This is a genomic window from Winogradskyella sp. 4-2091, from assembly GCF_045765065.1.
GTDB lineage: Bacteria > Bacteroidota > Bacteroidia > Flavobacteriales > Flavobacteriaceae > Winogradskyella.
In genome coordinates this window covers 532,812-557,138 of the sequence record NZ_JBJKOD010000001.1, presented here as the reverse complement: position 1 = coordinate 557,138, position 24,327 = coordinate 532,812, and the positions used below count along the sequence as shown (strand labels likewise).

Below are 24,327 nucleotides of genomic sequence, written 5' to 3'. Positions count from 1 at the left end.
TATAAAACACCTAATATGGTATATAAATTATCAGCTTAATTCAATTTTAACCTGTAGCCATATTTCAGGACAAGACAGCTGAAAAACCACCTCAAATAAAAAATTTCAAGAAAAGTGTAATAAAAACTTCATTTGCTAATCTAAAGAGTAAATCATTCAAACAAATTAGATGAAAAAAACAGCAATAATTACACAAAAACCATTTAAGATTTCTCATAAAATCAGTTCGATTTACTCTAGTGCTTTTACCGAATTTTATGAAAAATAAAGAAAAATATTTTGACCAAATCTATGTAGATTTAAAAGATAAAATCTATCGTCTTTGCTTGGGTTTTATGGGAAATACAACAGATGCAGATGACCTATTTCAAGAAGTTTTAATTAGAGTTTGGAAAAGTTTAGACAGTTTTAGACAAGAAAGTTCAATTAATACTTGGGTTTATAGAATAACAACAAATACTGCGCTGTTATCAATAAATAAAATCAATAAATCTAGATATAGGGAAACAAACCTATTACCAAATAATTTAAAAACAGAAACTACTCAAGTATTTGAATCTGACAAACAAGACCAGATTAAAAAATTGTATCAAGCTATTTCAACTTTAAAAGAAATAGACAGAATAATAATTAGCTTACTATTAGAAGATAATACCTACAAAGAAATAGCGGAAATAACAGGAATTAGTACATCTAATGTAGGTGCAAGAATAAACAGAATTAAGAAAAAATTAATCACTAAAATTTAAGAAAATGGAAACACAAATAATAAAATGGAAAAATATGTGGCAAGAACAAAAATCAAATACACTTGAATCGAATGAACTTATTGAAAGGTTAAATCAAATGGAAAGAAATTCTAAAGAACAAAGAACAAAGTTAGTGATTGTATCAATCATTCTTATTACGGCTTGTTCAATTGGAATATCTGAATTATTAGCAAATAAGTATTATTTAGTATCCTTTGTAATGTTATTAATTGGTGTTTCCATAAAACTAATACCTCTTTATAAGAACAAATATGAAATTATTTCTAATGAATCTGATTTTAACAATCATGACTTCATTAAAAACCTGTCTAAAAAAATGGATTATAGCATTAAACATTTGTTAATATATATGTCAGTAATAATAATAGCGCTAAATATTGCATTGCTTGGTCTAAACAAAAATGGAACAATATTTAATTTTGAGATTAACAACGAAAATCGAATATTTTTTCATTTAGCGACAGTCATTCTTTTTGTTGTAGCTTACATCATCAATAAAAGAAATCTAGATGTCAACAAAAGAAAAACGTTAAGTTTAATTTCTGATTTGGAGAATAAGAATTAAAAGCCAGTGCCTAACACCGTATATAATTTATTGCTGGTGTTGTGCTAAAATAAAGGTCGTTGTACGTTTACTACGTCTGATTTTCCTTCGGAAAATCCTCGCACGTAAACACGCAACTTTCCATATACAACAACGTTAGGCACAAGCTGAACTCACTCAAACGGAAAAGAATGAATAGAAAAATTTTCATACTGATTTTCGGAATTTTAATACTGCTGAGTTGTAAACAGAAAAGCGGAATTGAGTACTCTTTCGCAGATGTTCAAATAAATATGTCTGACTATTATTTGACATTACCAATCGGAATTGAAAAAAATCAAGTTGAATCTTACGAAGAGGGATTTTACCAAGACTTTGTATATTCTGATAATAGCTATGTGATTATTTTAAGAGGCGGAAATGCAGGACTTGAATTACCGAAAAATGAGAACTCTGAAACTCACTCACGAAAGGAATATATTGATGGAACAGAAATGGTTTATGGCAATGTAAAAACGGAACGGAAAGCCGAATTTGACAAAGCCTTTGATATAATGAAAGAAAACGGCTTAAAGAAAAAATAAAAGCCAGTGCCTAACACAGCATATAATTTATTGCTTGATTCTTGCCTACTATGGAAAATCAGACACTATTATAAGTTGGCTTAATCATTCTGTTTGCTCTTTTTAAGGAGCTGAACGCATGAAAATCTCGAAAGAATCAGATTTTATAAATGTTAACAATGAATTTAGAGATGAATATTTTTAGGATAATTATGATTAGCAACTTCTTTATGAAAAGCAAATACCAATAACAGATACAATATTAGAGGATAGAAAAATTCCAAAAGGAGAAGATAAAGCGACAAACAACTGAAAACACTTTCAAACAAAAAAGACCATCTAATAAGATGATCTTTTTTATTTAGCTTAATGTTTTTAGCTTAAAACATATCTCTTCCTGCAAAATGGAAAGCACTCTCTATAGCTGCATTGTCATCGCTATCACTTCCGTGAACAGCATTTTCGCTAATAGAATCTGCAAACATTTTACGGATAGTACCTTCTGCTGCATCAGCAGGATTAGTAGCTCCAATTAATGTTCTAAAATCTTCAACTGCATTTTCTTTTTCTAAAACAGCTGCTACAATAGGTCCACGAGTCATATACTCTACTAACTCTCCAAAAAATGGACGCTCGTTATGTATTGCATAAAATTCCTCAGCATCCGCCTTAGTCATTTGTGTTAATTTCATTGCTACGATTCTAAATCCTGAAGCTGAAATTTTTTCTAATATTGCGCCAATGTGTCCTTTTTCAACAGCATCAGGCTTTAACATTGTAAATGTTCTGTTAGTTGCCATGTATCTTTTTTTAAATATTCTGCAAAAGTAATGTATTTCTTTAATTAATCAAGTGCAATATTTATTAATTTGATCATAGTTTTAGTGCTGTTAATAAATCTTACCAACCCTAGTGATATCTATGCTATGCTGTAAAATTTTAATAAAATTTTATCATTTCAATTTTAAAAATAAGATTAATAAAATCTAAAAAAACGTATCTTCGCCATCTATGAATAAAGCTCAAATTTCAGACCTAAAAGCGCTATTAAGTTCACCTAAGAACATTGTTATTGTGCCACACAGAAATCCAGATGGTGATGCTATGGGTTCTACACTTGGCTTATATCATTATTTAAAATTAAATAATCATAATGCCATTGTTATTGCACCAAATGATTATCCAAACTTTTTAAAATGGTTGCCAGGAGACGATACAGTATTAAAATTTGAAACTCAACAAAACGATTGCATTCCGCATATTGAAAACGCAGATTTAATTTTTACTTTAGATTTTAATGCCTTTCATAGAGCTGGCCATCAAATGGAAGAAGTTTTAGAAGCTTCTAAGTCTACAAAAATTATGATAGACCATCACCAGCAACCAGATGATTATGCAAAATATATGTATTCTGATGTAACGATGTCTTCAACCTGCGAAATGGTATATAATTTTATAGATATGCTTGGAGACACTCAAAAAATAGAGGCAACCATTGCAACATGTTTGTATGTTGGTATTATGACAGATACAGGATCTTTCAGGTTTCCGGCAACTACAACCAAAACTCATCACGTTATTGGTAGTTTAATTGAAAAAGGAGCAGACAATTCTCAAATTCATAATAATATATACGATTCTAACAGTTACAGTCGTTTACAATTATTAGGTAGAGCGATGCAAAATCTAAAAGTGATACCAGAACTGAGAACGGCTTACACTACCCTTTCTCAAGCAGAATTAGACCAATACAATTTTAAAAAAGGAGACACTGAAGGTTTTGTAAACTATGGATTGTCGCTAGAGGGAATTATATTTGCTGCAATTTTTATTGAAAACAAACAAGATAACATTATCAAAATCTCATTTAGAAGTAAAGGAGAATTCTCTGTAAATGAATTTTCTAGAGCACATTTTCATGGTGGAGGACACACAAATGCAGCGGGTGGACGCAGTGAAACAGACATGGAAACGGCTATAAATAAATTTATTAGTATATTACCACAGTATAAAAAAGATTTGTCCCAAGCCCAAAATGGGCATTAAATTAAATATTATGAAAAACCTACTCTTCGTATTTGCTCTTACTATGCTGTGTTTTAGTTGTAAATCACCTGAAGCTAGATTACCAGAATCAGTTCAATCTGGTTCATTTTTAAAAGCATCTGCTGAGCGAAACAAAAAACTCAACGAGCTAGAACACCAACAAATTCAAGACTTAATAAAAAGTAATCCAAACAGGAACTATATTGCATCTAAAAGCGGTTTTTGGTATTCATATAACACCCAAATAGAAAATGACACGGTTCAACCGCAATTTGGTGATGTGGTCGATTTCACTTTTGATGTCTCCAATATAGAAGGTGATCAGATTTATGCAGACACCAATAAAACTTATGTTATGGACAAGGAAGAATTGTTCACGGGATTACGCGAAGGGCTAAAATTACTTAAACCTACAGAATCTGCTACATTTATTTTTCCATCCCAAAAAGCTTTTGGATATTATGGAGACGAACATAAAATAGGAACTAATATTCCTCTAATTTGCGAAGTAACATTAAACACTATAATTAAAACAAATGATTAAAAAAACGCTTACAGCAATCGTTGTACTATTATTATTAACGGTAAATTTTTCTTGCCAAGTACAGTATCCCAATTTAGAAGACGGACTTTATGCAGAGTTTGTAACCAATAAAGGCACTATGATTGCCAAATTATATGCAGATAGAACACCTGTAACAGTTGCTAATTTTGTAGCATTAGCTGAAGGAAATCATCCATTAGCAAGTGAAGAATTTAAAGGTAAACCTTATTATGATGGCACAACGTTTCATAGAGTAATTGATGGATTTATGATTCAAGGTGGTGACCCAACTGCGACAGGAATGGGAGATCCTGGATATAAATTTGATGATGAATTTCATGTAGATTTAAAACACGACAAACCAGGTATTTTATCTATGGCAAATGGCGGTCCTAATGGAAACGGAAGTCAATTCTTCATTATGGAAAGACCAGATCCAAGATTAGATAACAAGCATGCTGTCTTTGGGGAATTGGTTGAAGGTTTAGAAATACAAGATTCTATTTCTAATGTTGAAGTTATTGACCCTAGTGCTAGAAATCACAAGCCAGTTGAAGACGTTGTAATTACAAAGCTTAATATTATAAGAAAAGGGTCTGATGCAAAGTCTTTTGATGCACCTAAAGTTTTTACTGAAGAATTACCTAAAATTAAGGAACGTGCTGCAGAAGCGAGAATTGAAGCTAGAAAAAAAGCTGAAGAAGCTAAAAAACTTAGAGAAGAAAAATCTACTGTAGCTGCTGAAGCAACTAAATTGATTTTTGAAGATTATAATTCAAAAACTAATACATTAGCATCTGGATTGAAGGTGCACATGATAACCACAACTAATGGTGCTAAACCAAAACAAGGGTCTGATGTAAAAATCAATTATGAAGGTTATTTTGTAGATGGTAAATTATTTGACAGTAACGTTAAGGACGTTGAAGAAAAATACGGAATGCTAAATCCTATGAAGACACAACGTGATATGTATAAGCCTATGCCAATGAAAATTACGCCAGAAGCAGGTATGATAGCTGGTTTTAAAGAAGCGGCAGCGATGTTAAAAGTTGGAGAAAAGGGGTATTTCTATATGCCTTCTCATTTAGCATATGGTGAAAGAGGTCGTAATCCTATTCCACCAAATACGGATTTAATATTTATCATGGAACTTACTGAAATTTCAGAATAAAAAGGTGTAACATAAAAAAAGCTGGTATTAAGAATTGACTTAATACCAGCTTTTTTATTGCAATTATATTAGACCTGTCAATTTTTAAAAACCTGACAGGTCTTTTACTTTTTTCACTAACTTACTTGCTCATAAAAGCCTAGTAGAATCAATAAAATTATGCTTTCGGGATATTTTTTAAAATCTCTAATACAAATTCCCAGTACTTCTGTGTCGAAGAAATCTGAGCACGTTCATCTGGTGAGTGTGCACCTTTAATATTTGGCCCAAAACTAATCATATCCATTTTTGGGTAGTTAGTGCCTAAAATTCCACATTCTAGTCCTGCGTGGCAAGCTGCAACATGAGGCTTCTCTCCATTGTTTAAACGCTCATAAATAGGTACCATCACTTTTAAAATATCAGAATCCATATTTGGTGCCCAACCAGGATAATCGCCAGATAATTCTACCTCGCAACCAGTTAATTCAAAAGTAGCACGTAATGTATTCGCTAAATCTTCTTTGGTGCTATCAACAGAACTACGTGTTAAACAACCAATTTTTATTGCTCCATCTTTTACAATAACTCTCGCAATGTTATTTGATGTTTCTACTAAGCCTTCAATATCCGGACTCATTCTGTAAACACCATTATGTGCAGCATACAAAGCTCTAGTTAAACCTTCTTGCACACCTAAATCCATAATTTTTTCAGGAAGTTCGGTTTTAGACACTATAATTTCTAAATCTGGTTCCATCGTTTTAAATTCTACTTTAAGCAGATCAGCAAAATCTTTCATTTCGGCTTCAAAAGCAGCTTCATGCACCGCATCTATGGCTACAATAGCATTACTTTCTCTAGGAATAGCATTTCGTAAACTTCCACCATCAATTTCAGAAATACGTAATCCAAAGTTTTCAAAACCATCAAATAATAAACGATTCATTAGCTTATTAGCATTTCCTAAACCTTCATGGATTTGCATACCTGAATGTCCACCTTGCAACCCTTTTACAGTTATAGTATAACCAATTTTAAATTCTGGTGTTTCTTCTTCTTTGTAGTCTCTTGTTGCTGTAACATCAACACCTCCTGCACAACCGACGCCAATCTCATCATCCTCTTCAGTATCTAAATTTAAAAGAATATCGCCTTTAAGCAAGCCTCCTTTTAAACCTTGAGCACCTGTCATTCCGGTTTCTTCGTCAATTGTAAATAACGCTTCTAAAGCAGGATGCGCAATAGTATCGCTTTCTAAAACAGCCATAATGGTTGCTACACCTAACCCATTGTCTGCACCAAGCGTAGTACCTTTTGCTTTTACCCAATCGCCTTCTACAAACATTTCAATACCTTGTGTATCAAAATCGAAAACAGTGTCGTTATTTTTTTGATGCACCATATCTAAATGACTTTGCATTACAATGGCTTTACGGTCTTCCATACCAGCCGTTGCAGGTTTGCGGATGATAACATTACCTACTTCGTCTTCAATAGTTTCTAATCCAAGATGGTTTCCAAAATCTTTCATAAATTGAATCACACGCTCTTCCTTTTTAGAAGGTCGTGGTACCGCGTTTAAATCTGCGAATTTATTCCAAAGTTGTTTTGGCTCTAAGTTTCTTATTTCTGAACTCATATATATGCCCACAAAATGGGTGTCTTTTAAGTTAATAATTTATTTTTAGGTTGTGCAAATTTACGAAATATGAAGCAGTCTTTGTTGGGATAACAAATAATGATTTAACTTTACTAATGTATCATTAAGATATAACACGCATAGGACAAATAAGTAATGACAAAACGGAACCTAAAAATTCTAAAATATTATATAATTAGCGTAATCTGTATAGTCGGTTATTTCTTTCTAGAACACTCTAACATCATACCGCAACTCGTTGAATGCGCAAATAAGAATCGTTATAAAGGATTTGCAACATTTTTCATAACAGGTTTATTCAAATACGGATTACTTTTCGTTGGAATTAGTACTATTTTAATTTTGAGCTTCTTAATAATCAAAGAAAAAATTAAGAAAAAAAATAAATCAAAAACTTTGCACCTTTGCACCTTTGAACCTTTGAACCTCTGCAACTTTGTATCTTTATAACTTTTCAAACTATCAAACTTCACAACTTTAAGGCTTCCCAACCTTCCAACTTTTCCCTAAATTTGAAACATGCGTAAAAACAAAAAACTCATCCTTGTTATTTTCTTCGGAATTCAGTTGCTCATTTTATCTCAATTGAAATATTACCCTGAATTTGTTGAGCAATTTTACAGCAACGGAATCTATCAGTTTTTATCTAAATTGTCGCGCTATGTTTTTGGCTGGCTGCCGTTTTCCATAGGCGATATTTTTTACACTTTGGCTGGCATTTATCTTATAAGATGGCTAATTGTTAACAGAAAACGTATTGTAAAAGATACAAAAAATTGGTTATTAGATATTGGTGCCACATTATCCCTAGCCTATTTTGCTTTTCATATCCTTTGGGCTTTCAATTATTACAGACAACCTTTGTACAAGTCCTTAAATCTTGAAGCAGAATACACCACAGAGCAACTCATTTCGTTTACGGAACGCTTAATTGAAAAATCGAATTTATTACAACTTCAACTCGCAAAAAACGATACCATAAAAGTTGAATTGCCTTTTACAAAAACTGAAATAATGGCCAAAGTAAAGGATGGCTACCAAACACTATCAGAGGAATATCTACATTTAGAATACCATCCAAAGAGCATAAAAAAATCTATTTACAGTTTAGCACTAACATACATGGGATTTTCGGGTTATATAAATCCGTTTACCAATGAAGCTCAAGTAAATGGCTTAATTCCAACCTATAAATTTCCAACCACATCGTGTCACGAAGCCGCACATCAATTAGGTTATGCTGCCGAAAACGAAGCTAATTTTATTGGTAGTTTGGCAGCAATCCATAACAAGGATACTTATTTTAAATATTCGGGTTACACCTTTGCCTTGCGCTATTGCTTGGCTGAAGTTTATAAAAGAGAGCCCGAACGTTATGAAACAATCTTACAAACTATAAACAAAGGCATCTTAAAAAACTATCAAGAAAATCAGGACTTCTGGAACGCTTATAAAAATCCTATTGAACCTTTTTTTGAAAAGACATTCGATAATTTCTTAAAAGCCAACAATCAATCTGCTGGCATGAAAAGCTACAGCTACGTCGTTGCACTTTTGGTAAATTATTATGAGGATAAATACCTCTAACATCTCTAAAATGGCTATTTAAGCTATGAAGAGTGTGCATAGAAATCCGCTTAGACGATTTACAAAATCACTTCATACACAGCTTTCAAAAGTTAAAACAACATTTTTAATTCCGATTTAACCAATAATTACTATCTTTAAAAGCATTAATCCAACCACATATTTTATGATAAAACACTACCTACGACTGCTCGTACTAATGTGCAGTTTTTCACTATTTGCTCAAGATTACTTTCCTAGTAATGCTGGTGTCATAGCAAATAACACCAATTACACTGCATTTACTAATGCAACGATACATGTATCGCCAACTGAAGTTATAAACAATGCCACACTTCTTATTAAAGATGGTAAAGTGGTAAGCGTTGGCCAATCGGTTTCAATTCCGAAGAATACAACAACCATTGACCTCTCTGGTAAAACTATTTATCCTTCTTTTATTGATTTATATACCACATTTGGTGTAGAAAAACCAAAACGACAACGCGGCGAATCTCAATATGGACCAAGCCGAAGCGGTTTTTACTGGAACGACCACGTGATGCCAGAACAAGACGTTATGACGACTTTTAAGTACGATGAAAAATCCGCTACAGAATTACTAAATTTAGGTTTCGGAACCGTAAATACCCATTTCCCTGATGGTGTTGTGCGCGGAACAGGTGCTTTAATTGCATTAAATAACAATGCAGATAATGCCATGCGTATTATGGATGGCAGAACGTCTCAGCATTTTTCATTTAGTAAAAGCGCCAAATCTAATCAGTCTTATCCATCTTCAATTATGGGAAGCATGGCCTTGTTAAGACAAATGTACCTTGATGCCGATTGGTATGCGGCAGGACATATTGATACTAAAGATTTATCCTTAGAAGCCTTAAATAAAAACAAGAATTTATTACAGATTTTTGAAGCTGGAAGCAGAATGAATCTTTTGCGTGCCGATAAAGTTGGCGATGCTTATAATATTCAATACACCATTTTAGGTGGTGGCGACGAGTACGAACGTATTAGCGAAGTTAAAGCAACAAATGCCACTATTATTCTTCCATTAGATTTTCAATTGGCTTACAATGTTGAAGACCCTTTCTTAGCAAGTACGTTGTCTTTGAGCGATATGCGTTCTTGGAATCAAGAACCTCACAATCCGAGATTATTAGCCGAAAACGGTATAAATTTCACATTTACAACGCATGGTTTAAAATCTAAAAAATCATTTAAAACCAATTTAATGAAAGCCATTGAAATGGGACTCTCTAAACAAAAAGCCTTAGAAGCTTTAACAACGATTCCGGCTTCATTATTAGGAAAATCAGATGTTTTAGGAACGTTAAAAACGGGTAGCTACGCTAACTTCTTAATCACAGATGGCGATATTTTTGAAAAGAAAACCAAACTCTACGAAAATTGGGTTCAAGGTACAGCTAATGTTATTTCGGATAGGTCTAAAACTGATATTGATGGCGATTACACCTTTAAAATCAATAACACAGCTTATGAATTAAATATCTCTGGTAGCACAAGTAAACCTAAGGCTAAAATTAAAAGTACCGATAAGGATTTAAGCACCAAAATGAGTTATAAAGATAACTGGGCAACCTTAACATTTAAAACTGCGGATAGCACCAAACAAGAGTATATAAGAGTGGTTGCAAATGCTTCAAATCACAATGCTTTAAATGGTAAAGCAATTCTTCCAAATGGCAATGAATTACCTTTTAATGCCTTAAAAGCAAAACAAAAAGAAGCACCTAAAAAGGATGGTAAAAAGAGACATGAAGTGATAAAGGACAAACCATTTATGAGCCCTATTTCATATCCTAATTTAGCCTATGGTTTTGAAGAAAAGCCACAATCTGAAACTTTATTATTTAAGAACGCAACGGTGTGGACCAATGAAAAAGATGGTGTTTTAGAAAATACAGACGTTCTAATTAAGGATGGAAAGATTTCTAAAATCGGCAAAAACCTTTCAAATAAAAAAGCGAAAGTTATTGATGCTACTGGCAAACATATAACGGCTGGTATTATAGATGAGCATTCGCATATTGCGGCTTCATCTATAAACGAAGGTGGTCAAAATTCATCAGCAGAAGTTACTATTGAAGATGTTATTAATGACGAATCTATTGATATCTACAGAAATTTAGCTGGTGGTGTAACATCGATTCAGATTTTACATGGTTCAGCAAATCCTATTGGTGGCCGTTCGGCTATTATTAAATTAAAATGGGGCGAATCTGCTGAAAATTTAATTTATGATAACTCGCCAAAGTTTATAAAATTCGCATTAGGAGAAAATGTAAAACAATCTAGAGTTCGAAGAAATGCACGTTTCCCTCAATCTCGAATGGGCGTTGAACAAGTGTTTGTTGATTACTTTACAAGAGCCAAAGCATACGACGATTTAAAGAAAAGTGGTCAACCATACCGAAAGGATATCGAAATGGAAACTCTTGCTGAAATTCTAAATAGCGAGCGTTTTATTTCTTGTCATTCTTATGTGCAAAGTGAAATCAATATGTTGATGAAAGTTGCAGAGCAATTCGACTTTAAAATTAACACCTTTACGCATATTCTTGAAGGATACAAAGTAGCCGATAAAATGAAAGACCATGGTGTTGGTGGCTCTACTTTTAGTGATTGGTGGGCTTATAAATATGAAGTAAATGATGCCATTCCGTACAATGCAGCTATTATGCACAATGCAGGTGTTACTGTAGCTATAAATTCTGATGATGCCGAAATGTCTAGACGCTTAAATCAAGAAGCTGCTAAATCTGTAAAATATGGTGGTATTAGTGAAGAGGAGGCTTGGAAGTTTGTGACTTTGAATCCGGCTAAACTATTACATTTAGATAAGCGCGTTGGAAGTTTAAAAGTTGGAAAAGATGCTGATGTGGTTTTATGGACAGACCATCCTATGTCTATTTATGCCAAAGCTGAAAAAACAATTATTGAAGGTGTTACGTACTTTGACCTTGAGCAAGACAAACAAATGCGTGAAGCGATTAAAAAGGAAAAAAGCGAGTTGATTAATTTAATGCTTCAAGATAAAAACAAAGGAATGCAAACACAACCTGTTAAGAAGAAAAGAGAACGCTTATTGCATTGCGATTCTATGGATAATGAACAACATTCTGCACACTAAAAAATTAGATATGAAAACTTTAAATTACATACATATAACTTTATTTTTATTGTGCATTACATTAAGTTTCGCACAGCAAACACCTGCACCAGAGCAAACCAAAGATTTTGCTATTGTAGGTGCAACCGCTCATATTGGCGATGGAACTGTTATTGAAAACAGTATAATTGTAGTTAGTGATGGTAAAATAACAACCATAGGACCAGAAGCATCTGCACCACTTACCAAACAAGCCATGACGATTATAGACGCTAAAGACAAACACGTTTATCCTGGATTTATTGTCGCTAATGGAACACTTGGTTTGGTAGAAGTAGATGCTGTAAAAGCCTCTGATGATTTATCAGAACTTGGAACTTATAATCCGCACATTAGAAGTATTATTGCCTACAACACAGAATCTAAAGTTGTGGAATCTATGCGACCAAATGGTGTGTTGTTAGGACAAGTTGTACCAAGAGGTGGACGAATTTCTGGAACCTCATCTGTAGTGCAATATGATGCTTGGAACTGGGAAGATGCAGCTATAAAAATGGATGATGGTATCCACATGAATTGGCCAAGCAGCTTCAGTCGTGGTCGCTGGTGGTTAGGCGAAGATGCTGGATTAAAACCTAATAAGCAATACAACAAACAAGTTACAGAATTAGAAGCTTATTTTACAGAATCTAAAAGCTACAATAAAGGGGATAAAAAGGAATCGCATTTGCCATACGAAGCTATGTCTGGTTTGTTTGATGGTTCTAAACGTTTATACATTAATGTGAATGACGAAAAAGGAATTACCGATGCTGTTAATTTTGCTAAAGCACAAGGGGTTTCTAAAATTACTATTGTTGGTGCTTACCAAGCTGATAAATTAACCAGTTTCTTAAAAGAGAATAATGTATCCGTTTTTTTAAGACGTGTACATACAAGACCAGATTTGGAAGATGATGATTACGATTTACCTTTTAAACTTGCAAAAACATTAGTTGACGCAGGCGTTTTAGTAGCTTTAGAGCCAAGCGGACAAATGGAACGCATGAACTCTAGAAACCTTCCATTTTATGCAGGTACAACGGTTGCTCATGGATTAACAAAAGCACAAGCCTTGCAATTAATTACTGAAAATCCAGCTAAGATATTAGGCATTGACGATTTGTATGGTACGCTAAAAGTTGGCAAAAGCGCAACACTTTTTATCAGTGAAGGCGATGCTTTAGATATGCGAACAAATATATTAACGCATGCTTTTATCGATGGTAGAAACTTAAGTTTAGAAACACACCAAACTGAACTTTGGAAACGCTATTCTGAGAAACTCTCAGAGAAAAAATAACCAACACTTAGATTATAAAAAAAGCGAGCCTAATGGCTCGCTTTTTTCATTCAGAATGAAGTAAAAAACCTCATCTAAAATTTATATACATTACTCAATCACTTTTGCACCTTCTGGTTGCATAAATAATTTTGCATCTGGCGCTTTTTCAGAAAGTACAACATCTGTAAAGGCAACTGTATTTCGTTTTTCTGTTGGTATGTTATTTTCATACTTGTACCAATCAATGCTAGCTGGCACTACTAAACCATTAACGGTTTGCCAATTATTATATCTTATAAAATGAAAATCTTCACTTCCTTCGTTTTTACCATATGTTACCGTGTAACCTAACCATTCCATTTTTCCGGTTTCAGCATCATAAAAAATCTTGTATTGGTCTTCTGATGATGCACCAATGCCATCTTCGTAAGAAATTAAAATTCCTGGATATGATTTACCTTCAAAAACCAATGGTTCTGTAGTTTCGTATTTAATACCATCATCAGCTAATACAAAAGGCATGGCATAGAAATAAAACATTAAACCTCTATAAAATTTTGGCTTTCCTTTATATTCTTTTCCATCTTTTTCATTAACCCAAAGCGTTGTTCCATCAAATCCTTGTGTGTAATTTGGCGTATCAATTTGTTCTGCTCTTGTTTTTAAGTTTTCAGTAATAACTTCTTTTCCTGTTGGTTTATCAATAGAAAAAGACAGTGTTTGCATTTTATTCCATGTTTCAATGCTTCCGTGAGCATTAAATACTTTAGTGATAGATTCTGGATAAATACTGGTTGTGATTTCTTCTGTTGTAACAGCTTCTGTCTTCATTTCTGGCTCTTGTTTTGGTTCATTTTTACAAGCAGAAACAAAAATTGCAAAAGCTAATAGAGGTAATATTTTTTTCATGATTAAGTTTTAAGTTGATTGGTTTGACGCGAATAATTAGCATACATTACAAAAAAGCTTCAGAATTTATCTGAAGCTTTTTTAATCCTATAGTAACTACGTTCGTTTAGTCGACCATTAATTTTTCAATAGTCTTGGCGTTTCCTGCTGTTAATTCAACAAAATACAATCCACTTTCTAAATTTGAAATATCTAAAGTTGAAGATTGTTCTTGAAGTTTGATGTCTTTCAAAATCATTTTGCCTTGGATATCGAAAACCGAAACTTTTCCAGATTCAAAATTAGAATTAGCTAATTGAATCGTTACTTCTCCTTTTGCTGGATTTGGGAAAAGCGTAAACCCAGTCTTATCATAACCTGCTACAGATAATGTTTCAACAAATTCAGTTTGATAGGTATTGGTAATAATAGGTGCATTATAATCGAAATAAATAGAAGCTGTGTTTTCAATAATATCGCCAATGCTGTATCCAGGATTTGGTTTTATTTTAAAATAAACAAACCCATTACTTCCTTCTGCATCATCTTGTTCTGCTGGTAAATTGATATCATCAAAATACCATTCTAAGTTATTACCGGTTCTGGTAACCTGATAATCATGACTAGAACGTAACATTTGGAATGTACTTTCATCTAATTGCGCATCTAATTCATCTTCTATTCTAATAAAAATTGCTTCTGCTGTTCCTACATTTTGAAAACGAATAGTATAGTATAAATATTCATCTGAAGTTACAAAATCATCATAAACGATATCTTTTCCATGAGATTCCATTTTATCGTTAGGATCGTACGACCCAATGACTGTTTCAGATAATGAGGAGGTATTATTGTCAGAGAATAAATCATTAGTATCTGTAATATAAGTAAGTGTATTTGTAACCAATTCTCCTAAACTTACACCTGTTGGGCAATACAAAGAGATATTTACAATTTCACTTTGACCAGGAGCTAAATCCGTGAAATCTATCGTAAATCCTGTTGCAGTCGTTGTTGTTGTATAATTAGGATTAAGATTGGTAATGTTATTAACAGTTAATAAATCATCATGAGTAAACTCAACTGTTCCTGATGTAATTACTGTAGATCCCATATTTTCAATTATAAGTTGATTCTCAAAATCAAAACCAGGTCTTGGAGACTCTGATGGATTCACTAAATAAAGCGCTAAATCTTCACATATCAAATTATCTGTAATAGGAAATTCTATAGTGATTAAGTTTCCATTTAACACACTTATTCCATCATAAGAACTTATATTCTGTGTAAAACAGCTAGAATATTCATCATACACATTAAATGACACACTAAAAGTATCGTTTTCGTTTGTGCTTACTATTGAAAAATTACCATTAGATGTATTTACTTCATTGATTACTCCATCATTATTTTTTTCATACGTATAATAACCATTTGAAAAATCGGTTTCGCCTGTATCTAATATTCCATTATTATTACTATCATTAAAAGCTTTTACATTAATTAAACCTATATCATTACATAAATCACCAACATCAAAACTGCCAGCTTTAAAAAACACAGCACTATCGAATGCAGAATCTAAGGCATCTGCAATTACTAATTTAATATGATATGAATCACCAATAATAACAGGAGTTTGCGCATTAAAGACTGTTGTCATTCCATTATAACCAATAGGGCCTGTGTTCTCAGAAATATAACCTCCAAAATAGTTTTCATTTATAGCATCACATGAATTGTTTTGTGGGTGCACATTTGTGACTAATATAGGTGTCTGTGTTCCTGGTAAAACGGCAAGATTGGTAGTAATACCTTGAGAATCTGTAAGCAAAAAAGCAAACGCATCGGAGAAACTGCATTCAAAAGTGTTTTGGTCATATTCCTCGGATGCCATTAAGAATTCAAAATTTATTTCATTAACTACTGGTATAAAATCAAATTCTATTATCGTTGCATTGTTTGAAGACTGAATTCCTGTTGCATTCTCCAAGTCAACATCTCCAGGCCATTGGTTACTTCCACTACTATGGTTACTATCGTTTGGCCCAGAACCATCAATGGCACTTCCATTAGAAAGTATTAAGCCTTCTGTAAATGGAAAATCAATTCCATTAGAAGTAAAATACCCTATTCCATTAGGTTCTTGAGTTCCAAAATTAATACCTGTAGAATATGTTATATTAAAAACCTGACTGCATTGACCATCAAGCAAAACATTTTCCACTAGCTCATTTACAGTGTATGTAGTTTCATCTACTATAACATTTGGATCTACCGAGCAATCTTCTGCTATAATTTCAAATGAGATTGTTGAAAAGCAATCACCAGCCAAATTCTCTCCTCTAGCAAAAATAGTTTGAATATTTGGGGTAATATTAGCATAAGGAGAAGCAAGAGCATTCATTCCACTATCGGCATCACTTTGGGTTTCGTGATACGTTAGCAATATGTCATTTTGACCATTTAATATCTCATCATTTTTAACAGTGAAGTCAAATTGAGCAAAACCATCTAAATCATCATCACAAATATTTAATGGTGTTGGCACGTTCAATGTCAATGCACCTTCTGAAACTGTACTTAAATCATTAGCTGTACATCCATTAACTAAATCAGTGACATACACCTCATAAATACCTGGCTGGTTCACCGTTAAGAAGGAGTTTTCTTCACCCATTAAAATAAAACCGTCTAAATACCAATTAAATGTATAGTTACTTCCTTCCAAATTAGTGAACAATGTTACAGAAGTACCTGAACATATACTATAATCCTCTATACTTACGTGGTGTAACATATTAACGATGAGAGTAACATCTGTTGTAGCAAAATTACCTGAGCTATTTTCTGTGACTCTCGCAAAAATAGTCTCCGGATTAGCTGTATTGGTATAAATAATAGGAATAGGATTAACATTTGCATCAGCATCCGCTTGAGACAGATGATAAGAGAGGTCATAATCATTAGGACTTTGTGTTCCTAAAATTTGTACCTCTAGTTGAGCTAAATCAAACGTAGCTGTACCAGTATAATTACCATCATCACACAATTCCATTAATTGTGGTCCATTCGCGACTTGAGAAAAAGATAGTAGTGTTGTAAGTATTGTAAATAGAAAGAAAAGTAATTTTTGTTTCATAATTGGTTGGATTGATGATTTAACTATAGAACAAGTTAAACAAAAAAAACACCTACAACCTTAAGAATAAATTATTTAAATTGAATCAATTTAATTGCTAAACCTTTAAACACTAAGAATGTTAGCAAAACGTATTAATAACTAGAGAGCGTCTAAACAATTAGAATTTATTATAAGTGAGATTATTGTTAGAAGTATTGGCCATTACGTCTTCAGAACTATAAAATGGTATCACGTTAAAAAATGTAGAATTTCCTTTTTCATAATATTTTCGATTTCTAAGTTGTCTACTCATAAATTCTGCCGTATCATAAACTTCAAAAATCAATAGTTTATTATTTTTTCCAACCTCAGTACGTTCTTCTAATTTTACTTTGACAATTAAATCAATTATTTCTTCAGGATATTTTAAACCCATAGTTTTAGTCGATGAAAATGAAGAATTAGTTTCAGATACCACCCAATACATCTTCTTTTCTTCAATTTGATTCTCGAGTGTATTTCGATAAAATGAAAAGTATTTACCATCAACCTCAATAGGTAATTTAGATATATGTCTCATTTTTTCTTTAAGTTGTATATCTACATAACTGATATCTGAGTCTAAATCTTTTATCTTCTCAAGATACATTACAATATTGTGATTTTTTACTTTGGTTTGAATTACATAATTTCCATATGGCAAATGATTTAGACCAATCTTAGCCTCTAAACTATCTACTCTAATTGTCTGCAAATAGTCATCATTGAGTATATCTACTTCTATTATTTTCAATTGATTGCTTTCTAGAATAAGACTATCGCCACTTATATTTAATTTTTGTACTTCTAAAATATTCTGGGCTGTGGAATTTATATTTTTTTGAAAGAAGATTTTTTGACCATATGAAAACAAACTGGTTATTAAAAAAATAATAAAGCAATATGTTTTAATCATTATTTTCATTTTCAACTATTTAAACGAAGTTCTTTTTTTTATTAATATAACAAGCCAAAAGGTGTTTTCCCCATCCGCATATCCTAATTATTAGACCATAATAATCTAAGATCGTCACAACTATTTTTTATTAATCAATAATTGCTCCAAAATGCAGATACATTATTTTTTTTTGGAAATATGTCCCAAATTAATGTGTGTGCGTACACTATAAAACCATATAATCTTAGTTTGAAGACTTCTTACTAATAAATTAAAACAAACACAGTAAATTCTTAACTTTACAGTTCTTTAAGAGCATAATTCTTAATTAAAAAGTATCTTTAAATACGATAACTATTTTATATGATTAAATCCATAACAAGCGCACAAAACCCATTAATTAAGCAATTGGTTCTTCTGAAGGAAAAATCTAGAGCTCGTAAAAAAACGAATCAATTTTTAATTGAAGGTAAACGCGAATTATCCCTTGCCATTAAAGGTGGTTACAAGGTTGACACACTTTTGTTCTTTCCTGATTTATTTTCTGAAAGCGAAGCAAAAGCGATGAGTTCTTATGGCATAGAAATTATTGAAATTTCTAAAGACGTATTTCAAAAATTAGCACATAGAGATACTACTGAGGGTGTTATTGCGCTCGTCAACTCCAAAACCCAATCGCTTGAAGATTTAAAACTAACATCAAAAAACCCCTTAATTTTAGTTGCCGAAGCACCAGAAAAACCTGGTAATATTGGTGCCTTATTACGTACAGCAGATGCAGCTAATGTGGATGCAGTGATTATTGCAAATCCAAAATCCGATTTATATAATCCTAATATTATTCGCTCTAGTGTTGGTTGCGTATTTACTACAGAAATTGCCATGGCAAGCTCAGAGGAAGCGATAGCTTTTTTACATAAGTATAATTTCAATATTTTTTCTGCTATACTTCAAGAATCAGAACCCTATCACCTGCAAGATTACACCTTACCAACAGCAATCGTCGTTGGTACAGAAGCTACAGGATTAACCCAAGAATGGCGAAAAGCAGCCAAACAAAATATTAGCATACCAATGCAAGGCGTTATTGACTCCATGAATGTTTCTGTTGCTGCAGGAATTCTTATTTTTGAAGCCAAACGCCAACGCGATTTTAAATAACAGAATGACAGCAAACACACTTTTTTATATCATCATAGCTATTATTGTTATCAACTTTATAATCGATAAAGTTTTAGATGCTATAAATGCTAAACATTACAATGACCCAATTCCAGAAGCTTTAAATGATGTTTATGACGAAACTGAATACAAAAAATCACAAGCCTATAAAACCGTAAATTATAAATTCGGACTAGGAACCTCTTTATTTTCATTTGCTCTAACCTTAGGGTTTTTACTTTTAGATGGTTTTGAATATGTCGATAATATTGCTAGAAGTTATTCTGAAAACCCAATCATCATTGCTTTAATTTTCTTTGGAATTATTATGATTGCTAGCGACATCGTCACAACACCTTTTGGTTATTATAAAACTTTTGTGATTGAAGAGAAATTCGGGTTTAATAAAACCACAAAAAAGACCTTTGTTTTAGATAAACTGAAAGGTTTGCTTATGACCGTTATTCTTGGAGGAGGTATTGTTTCTCTTATTGTTTGGTTTTACCAAATCACTGGAAATCAATTTTGGTTATATGCTTGGGGAATTGTAACCGTTTTTACTGTGTTTATGAATATGTTTTACTCTAAACTCATTGTGCCATTATTCAATAAACAAACCCCTTTAGAAGAAGGCGAACTGCGCACTAAAATTTCGGCTTATGCAGAATCTGTAGGTTTTAATCTCGAAAAGATTTTTATTATCGATGGTTCTAAACGAAGTACAAAAGCCAACGCCTATTTTTCTGGATTTGGGAACGAAAAACGCGTTACACTTTATGATACTTTAGTTAATGACCTAGATGATGAAGAAATTGTTGCTGTTTTAGCACACGAAGTTGGCCACTACAAACGAAAACACATTATTTTTAATTTAGTAACTTCTATCCTACTCACAGGTTTAACGCTGTTTATTCTTTCTATTTTTGTTTCAAATCCATTGCTCTCAAACGCAATTGGTGTTGAGATGCCAAGTTTTCACGTTGGACTGATTGCTTTCGGTTTACTTTATTCGCCTATACAAGAAATCACAGGACTTATTATGAATTATGTATCGCGCGTTTTTGAATATCAAGCAGATGATTATGCTAAAAACACGTATAAAGCAGAACCTTTAATTTCGTCATTAAAAAAATTATCTAAAAATAGTTTAAGCAATTTAACACCTCATAAAGCTTATGTATTTATGCATTATTCGCATCCTACACTTGCAGAACGCATTCAAAATTTAAAAAAATAAAATCGGCTCAAATCTTGAATAATTCTAAAAAGGAAGACGACTATATCAGCTTAAATATCATTGAAGCAGCAGAATCTGATTATTTATACACGGAAACTTCACAAATTGAAAATGCTGGTAAAGGCTTATTTACTGCTATCGATATTTTTGAAGATGAAATAATTGCATTATTCCAAGGCGACATTATTAATAACCAAGAAGCAGAAAAAAGAGCACAACGAAACGAAGACAGGTATTTCATCAATCTTCTCGATGGCTCAATAATGGATAGCATGCATACTGATTGCTTTGCTAAATATGCCAATGATGCAGAAGGTTTAATAGAAAGCTCATTTAAAAACAATGCCATTATTACTTTAGATGACAACGATAACGTTTGCATTAAAGCCATTAAAAATATAGATGCAGGCGAAGAGATATTTTGCAGTTACGGCAAACCATACTGGAAAAAACACGCCAACTAAACCTAATTACGTCTCCTCTACCTTTTTTATGAAAATTGTGTATTAACTTCACATTATTATAACATAAAGCAAGCGCTATTTTTATAACTTTGAATTAAAGAAAACATAAAATCATGACAGAGTTAAAAAATAGAAAAGCAATAATTACAGGAGGAAGTAGAGGTCTCGGAAAAGCAACTGCCATTGCATTTGCAAAAGAAGGGATTGATGTTGCCATTACAGGCCGAAATGAAGAAGCTTTAAAAGCTACAGTTTCAGAATTAAAAGCATTTGGTGTAAATGCAACTTACGCTGCTTTTGATGTTAGTAATTATGACGAAGTTAAGACAAGCATTAAAACATTAATAGACACTTTAGGTTCTATAGACATCTTAGTAAATAACGCAGGTATTGCAGCATTTGGTTCTTTTATAGATATGGAAGTTAGCCAATGGAGCCAAATTATACAGACCAACGTAATGGGAATGTATTACGTAACTAAAGAGGTTTTACCACATTTAATTGATAAGAATGAAGGCGATATTATAAACGTTTCATCAACTGCTGGTTTAACTGGTAATGCAACGGTTTCTGCATATTCAGCATCTAAATTTGCAGTTATTGGCATGTCGCAATCCCTAATGAAAGAGGTTAGAAAAAACAATATTAGAGTGTGTACATTAACACCAAGTACCATTGCTTCAGATATGTCAATTGACTTAGGTATTGCAAATAAAGATTCTGAAGACAGCGTATTACAACCTGAAGATTTTGCCGAATTAATTGTGTCTGGTTTAAAATTACCAAGACGTGCTATGATGGCAAATGCATCATTATGGTCTACTAATCCGTAATTTAGTCTAACAAATTTTATACAGAACCCACTTAATTGTGGGTTTTGTTGTTTTGAAGAAAATCGTATTATTCCTAAAAATGTAATAGTTTTCCAAATTTCCTTAAAAAAAACAATTGCTCATTAAAATCCTTTTACTACTTTAGTTCTATGACTCCAGAAGCCATAGAAATAGAAAATAAAGCGATAACCAAAGCTTACAAAGAATTACTTAAAGTAAGCTACCAAACTTTAACTGATGACGATAAGAAATTAATTCGTCATGCCTTTGAGGTTGCTGTTGATGCGCACAAAGATCAACGTCGCAAATCTGGCGAAGCTTACATCTTCCACCCTATTGCTGTCGCAAAAATTGTGGCTCAAGAAATTGGTTTAGATGCTACATCTATCGCTGCCGCATTACTTCACGATGTGGTAGAAGACAATCCAGACTATACTATTGATGACATGGAACAGTTATTCGGAGAAACTGTAGCAAGGATTGTAGATGGACTCACAAAAATTTCTTCCTTAAAAAAAGACATGGATGTGTCTTTACAAGCTGAGAATTTTAGAAAAATGCTATTAACTTTAAATGATGACGTAAGAGTTATTATTATAAAGATTGCAGATCGTTTGCACAATATGCAGACTATGGATTCTATGCGTGCAGACAAACAAGTTAAAATTGCATCAGAAACTTTATACATATACGCACCATTAGCACATAGAATTGGACTATATAATATTAAAACTGAACTCGAAGATTTAGGATTAAAGTATACTGAACCAGAAGTCTATAATGATATTCTAGAAAAAATAAAAGACAGTAAAGAAGATCAAGATGCATACATTAAAGCGTTCTCAAAAGTTATCGATGACTCACTAACCAAAGAAGGCTTGCATTATGAAATTAAAGGACGACCTAAATCAATTTTCAGTATCCGAAGAAAAATGGTTAAACAAGGCGTCTCTTTTGAGGAAGTCTATGATAAGTTCGCCATCAGAATTATTTTTAAGTCAGATGTTGCTAACGAAAAATTCTTGGCTTGGAAAATTTATTCCATCGTTACAGATCATTTTACGCCGAACCCAATTAGACTAAGAGATTGGATTTCTTCTCCAAAATCAACCGGTTACGAAGCCCTTCATATTACAGTAGTTGGTCCAAAAAGTCGTTGGGTCGAAGTTCAGATACGTAGTGAACGAATGAACGAGATCGCTGAGAAAGGTTATGCTGCACATTACAAGTACAAAAATGCTAATGATAAAGAAGATAATCTCGATTTATGGATAAATAGACTACAAGAGGCCTTAGAAAATAACGAAGCTGATGCTGTAGACTTTGTTGAGCAGTTTAAATTGAATTTATATTCAAAAGAAATATTTGTCTTTTCTCCAAAAGGCGACTTAAAATCACTACCAAAAGGTGCTACACCATTAGACTTCGCTTTTAGTATTCATACCGAAGTTGGCATGAAAACAAGAGGTGCTAAAGTCAATGGTAAATTAATGCCTTTAAGTCATGAGTTACAAAGCGGAGATCGTGTAGAAATCATGACCTCAGAAAACGCCAAACCTAATGCGAATTGGCTAGATTATGCTACTACAGCAAGAGCGAGAAGTAAAATTAAATCGGCTCTAAATGCCGATACCAAACTTATAGCAGAGGAAGGAAAAGAGATATTAAGACGAAAATTAAAACAACTTAAAATAACTTTAAATGAAAGTTCTGTCAATGAATTAGTAAGTTACTTTAAGTTAAATACATCTTTAGATTTATTTTATCGTGTTGGAATTGGCACTATTGACAACACCAAATTAAAAGGTTTTGCTTCATCTCGAAGCAATGCATTTGTTAGTTATTTTAAAAATAAAATCTATAAACCTTCAGTACCAAAGGATATCCATAAAGAAGAAATAACTTCTAAATACGATATGCTTGTGTTTGGTAAAGAAGAAGAGAAACTAAATTACACACTAGCTAATTGTTGTAATCCCATTCCAGGTGATAAAGTATTTGGGTTTTTGACCATTAATGACGGTATAAAAATTCATAAGAAAAATTGTCCTAATGCAGTGAGTCTGCAATCAAACTATGCGTATAGAATACTACAAGCCAAATGGATAGATTCCTCTCAGCAAGTGTACACCTCACAACTAAAGTTATCTGGAATTGATGATATGGGATTAGTAAACCATATCACTAAACTTATTTCTGAAAACATGCATGTAAATATGAAAAGTCTAAGTTTTTCAAGTGATGATGGTGTTTTTACAGGAAAAATCACTGTAGACGTGAAGAATCAAACCATGTTAAAAAAACTTATTGACAACCTTAAAAAAATTAACGGTATTGACAAGGTTACAAGAGTTTAAAC

Annotated in this window: 19 protein-coding genes; 14 read left to right on the top strand and 5 right to left on the bottom strand. The window is 32.7% G+C overall.

Annotated features, from left to right (window positions below; translation table 11 throughout):
• Nucleotides 1–257: 257 nt before the first annotated feature.
• The 3 genes from ACJBCC_RS02380 (at nucleotide 258) to ACJBCC_RS02370 (ending at nucleotide 1,898) form a co-directional block, all read left to right on the top strand.
• Nucleotides 258–749: an RNA polymerase sigma factor gene (locus ACJBCC_RS02380; protein WP_299099660.1), complete on the top strand. Its 492-nt coding sequence runs from the start codon at nucleotides 258–260 to the stop codon at nucleotides 747–749.
• Nucleotides 750–753: 4 nt separating this feature from the next.
• Entirely contained in the window at nucleotides 754–1,335 is a 582-nt protein-coding gene (locus tag ACJBCC_RS02375) for a hypothetical protein (RefSeq protein ID WP_299099658.1), read from the top strand.
• A gap of 272 nt (nucleotides 1,336–1,607) precedes the next feature.
• On the top strand, nucleotides 1,608–1,898 hold the full coding sequence (locus ACJBCC_RS02370) for a hypothetical protein (protein ID WP_407556299.1): 291 nt from the start codon (nucleotides 1,608–1,610) through the stop codon (nucleotides 1,896–1,898).
• Nucleotides 1,899–2,257: 359 nt separating this feature from the next.
• Here the strand turns inward: ACJBCC_RS02370 and ACJBCC_RS02365 are convergent, their stop codons facing one another.
• The gene (locus ACJBCC_RS02365) at nucleotides 2,258–2,677 is read right to left on the bottom strand and encodes a nucleoside-diphosphate kinase (protein ID WP_173301589.1); all 420 of its coding nucleotides are present in this window, start codon (nucleotides 2,675–2,677) and stop codon (nucleotides 2,258–2,260) included.
• A 211-nt stretch (nucleotides 2,678–2,888) separates the two neighbouring features.
• On the opposite strand from ACJBCC_RS02365, the gene ACJBCC_RS02360 reads away from it, so the two are divergent.
• From ACJBCC_RS02360 to ACJBCC_RS02350, 3 genes are read left to right on the top strand one after another with little or no spacing between them, the layout of a single operon-like run.
• Nucleotides 2,889–3,923 (top strand): DHH family phosphoesterase, encoded by a 1,035-nt coding sequence (locus ACJBCC_RS02360; RefSeq protein WP_407556298.1) that lies wholly within the window; start codon nucleotides 2,889–2,891, stop codon nucleotides 3,921–3,923.
• 10 nt (nucleotides 3,924–3,933) lie between these two features.
• On the top strand, nucleotides 3,934–4,467 hold the full coding sequence (gldI, locus tag ACJBCC_RS02355; RefSeq protein WP_299099652.1) for a gliding motility-associated peptidyl-prolyl isomerase GldI: 534 nt from the start codon (nucleotides 3,934–3,936) through the stop codon (nucleotides 4,465–4,467).
• Complete coding sequence (locus tag ACJBCC_RS02350) at nucleotides 4,460–5,641, top strand: peptidylprolyl isomerase (RefSeq protein WP_407556297.1); 1,182 nt, start codon at nucleotides 4,460–4,462, stop codon at nucleotides 5,639–5,641. Before gldI ends, ACJBCC_RS02350 begins: the two co-directional genes overlap by 8 nt.
• A 157-nt stretch (nucleotides 5,642–5,798) precedes the next feature.
• Here ACJBCC_RS02350 and ACJBCC_RS02345 read toward each other — a convergent pair whose 3' ends face one another.
• Entirely contained in the window at nucleotides 5,799–7,262 is a 1,464-nt protein-coding gene (locus ACJBCC_RS02345) for an aminoacyl-histidine dipeptidase (RefSeq protein ID WP_407556296.1), read from the bottom strand.
• Nucleotides 7,263–7,802: 540 nt separating this feature from the next.
• Between ACJBCC_RS02345 and ACJBCC_RS02340 the strand changes: the two genes are divergently transcribed.
• The 3 genes from ACJBCC_RS02340 (at nucleotide 7,803) to ACJBCC_RS02330 (ending at nucleotide 13,342) form a co-directional block, all read left to right on the top strand.
• Entirely contained in the window at nucleotides 7,803–8,870 is a 1,068-nt protein-coding gene (locus ACJBCC_RS02340; protein ID WP_407556295.1) for a DUF3810 domain-containing protein, read from the top strand.
• 166 nt (nucleotides 8,871–9,036) lie between these two features.
• Nucleotides 9,037–12,021: an amidohydrolase family protein gene (locus ACJBCC_RS02335; RefSeq protein WP_407556294.1), complete on the top strand. Its 2,985-nt coding sequence runs from the start codon at nucleotides 9,037–9,039 to the stop codon at nucleotides 12,019–12,021.
• Between the two features lie 10 nt (nucleotides 12,022–12,031).
• Nucleotides 12,032–13,342: an amidohydrolase family protein gene (locus ACJBCC_RS02330; RefSeq protein ID WP_407556293.1), complete on the top strand. Its 1,311-nt coding sequence runs from the start codon at nucleotides 12,032–12,034 to the stop codon at nucleotides 13,340–13,342.
• 90 nt (nucleotides 13,343–13,432) lie between these two features.
• On the opposite strand, the gene ACJBCC_RS02325 is transcribed toward ACJBCC_RS02330, so the two are convergent.
• The 3 genes from ACJBCC_RS02325 to ACJBCC_RS02315 form a co-directional block, all read right to left on the bottom strand.
• A complete protein-coding gene (locus ACJBCC_RS02325; RefSeq protein WP_407556292.1) occupies nucleotides 13,433–14,233 on the bottom strand; it encodes a hypothetical protein in 801 nt (266 codons plus the stop codon).
• Nucleotides 14,234–14,339: 106 nt separating this feature from the next.
• On the bottom strand, nucleotides 14,340–17,354 hold the full coding sequence (locus ACJBCC_RS02320) for a choice-of-anchor L domain-containing protein (RefSeq protein ID WP_407556291.1): 3,015 nt from the start codon (nucleotides 17,352–17,354) through the stop codon (nucleotides 14,340–14,342).
• Between the two features lie 160 nt (nucleotides 17,355–17,514).
• Nucleotides 17,515–18,129 carry a hypothetical protein gene (locus ACJBCC_RS02315; RefSeq protein WP_407556290.1) on the bottom strand — a complete coding sequence of 205 codons (615 nt, stop codon included), beginning with the start codon at nucleotides 18,127–18,129 and terminating at the stop codon, nucleotides 17,515–17,517.
• A gap of 507 nt (nucleotides 18,130–18,636) precedes the next feature.
• On the opposite strand from ACJBCC_RS02315, the gene ACJBCC_RS02310 reads away from it, so the two are divergent.
• The 5 genes from ACJBCC_RS02310 (at nucleotide 18,637) to ACJBCC_RS02290 (ending at nucleotide 24,325) form a co-directional block, all read left to right on the top strand.
• Nucleotides 18,637–19,434, top strand: coding sequence for a TrmH family RNA methyltransferase (locus tag ACJBCC_RS02310; RefSeq protein WP_407556289.1), 798 nt, complete (start codon nucleotides 18,637–18,639; stop codon nucleotides 19,432–19,434).
• A gap of 4 nt (nucleotides 19,435–19,438) precedes the next feature.
• Nucleotides 19,439–20,671 (top strand): M48 family metallopeptidase, encoded by a 1,233-nt coding sequence (locus tag ACJBCC_RS02305; RefSeq protein ID WP_407556288.1) that lies wholly within the window; start codon nucleotides 19,439–19,441, stop codon nucleotides 20,669–20,671.
• Nucleotides 20,672–20,685: 14 nt separating this feature from the next.
• The gene (locus ACJBCC_RS02300; protein ID WP_299099630.1) at nucleotides 20,686–21,135 is read left to right on the top strand and encodes an SET domain-containing protein-lysine N-methyltransferase; all 450 of its coding nucleotides are present in this window, start codon (nucleotides 20,686–20,688) and stop codon (nucleotides 21,133–21,135) included.
• Between the two features lie 113 nt (nucleotides 21,136–21,248).
• Complete coding sequence (locus tag ACJBCC_RS02295) at nucleotides 21,249–21,968, top strand: 3-ketoacyl-ACP reductase (RefSeq protein WP_299099628.1); 720 nt, start codon at nucleotides 21,249–21,251, stop codon at nucleotides 21,966–21,968.
• A gap of 149 nt (nucleotides 21,969–22,117) precedes the next feature.
• Nucleotides 22,118–24,325 (top strand): RelA/SpoT family protein, encoded by a 2,208-nt coding sequence (locus ACJBCC_RS02290; RefSeq protein WP_407556287.1) that lies wholly within the window; start codon nucleotides 22,118–22,120, stop codon nucleotides 24,323–24,325.
• The last annotated feature ends 2 nt before the right edge of the window (nucleotides 24,326–24,327 follow it).

Bases quoted from the DNA above. Each gene is read 5' to 3' on its own strand.
- gldI (WP_299099652.1), top strand. From the start codon at position 3,934: ATGAAAAACCTACTCTTCGTATTTGCTCTTACTATGCTGTGTTTTAGT.
- ACJBCC_RS02310 (WP_407556289.1), top strand. From the start codon at position 18,637: ATGATTAAATCCATAACAAGCGCACAAAACCCATTAATTAAGCAATTG.
- ACJBCC_RS02345 (WP_407556296.1), bottom strand. From the start codon at position 7,262: ATGAGTTCAGAAATAAGAAACTTAGAGCCAAAACAACTTTGGAATAAA.
- ACJBCC_RS02290 (WP_407556287.1), top strand. From the start codon at position 22,118: ATGACTCCAGAAGCCATAGAAATAGAAAATAAAGCGATAACCAAAGCT.
- ACJBCC_RS02360 (WP_407556298.1), top strand. From the start codon at position 2,889: ATGAATAAAGCTCAAATTTCAGACCTAAAAGCGCTATTAAGTTCACCT.
- ACJBCC_RS02370 (WP_407556299.1), top strand. From the start codon at position 1,608: ATGTCTGACTATTATTTGACATTACCAATCGGAATTGAAAAAAATCAA.
- ACJBCC_RS02325 (WP_407556292.1), bottom strand. From the start codon at position 14,233: ATGAAAAAAATATTACCTCTATTAGCTTTTGCAATTTTTGTTTCTGCT.
- ACJBCC_RS02375 (WP_299099658.1), top strand. From the start codon at position 754: ATGGAAACACAAATAATAAAATGGAAAAATATGTGGCAAGAACAAAAA.
- ACJBCC_RS02330 (WP_407556293.1), top strand. From the start codon at position 12,032: ATGAAAACTTTAAATTACATACATATAACTTTATTTTTATTGTGCATT.
- ACJBCC_RS02380 (WP_299099660.1), top strand. From the start codon at position 258: ATGAAAAATAAAGAAAAATATTTTGACCAAATCTATGTAGATTTAAAA.
- ACJBCC_RS02305 (WP_407556288.1), top strand. From the start codon at position 19,439: ATGACAGCAAACACACTTTTTTATATCATCATAGCTATTATTGTTATC.
- ACJBCC_RS02340 (WP_407556295.1), top strand. From the start codon at position 7,803: ATGCGTAAAAACAAAAAACTCATCCTTGTTATTTTCTTCGGAATTCAG.
- ACJBCC_RS02320 (WP_407556291.1), bottom strand. From the start codon at position 17,354: ATGAAACAAAAATTACTTTTCTTTCTATTTACAATACTTACAACACTA.
- ACJBCC_RS02365 (WP_173301589.1), bottom strand. From the start codon at position 2,677: ATGGCAACTAACAGAACATTTACAATGTTAAAGCCTGATGCTGTTGAA.
- ACJBCC_RS02295 (WP_299099628.1), top strand. From the start codon at position 21,249: ATGACAGAGTTAAAAAATAGAAAAGCAATAATTACAGGAGGAAGTAGA.
- ACJBCC_RS02335 (WP_407556294.1), top strand. From the start codon at position 9,037: ATGATAAAACACTACCTACGACTGCTCGTACTAATGTGCAGTTTTTCA.
- ACJBCC_RS02350 (WP_407556297.1), top strand. From the start codon at position 4,460: ATGATTAAAAAAACGCTTACAGCAATCGTTGTACTATTATTATTAACG.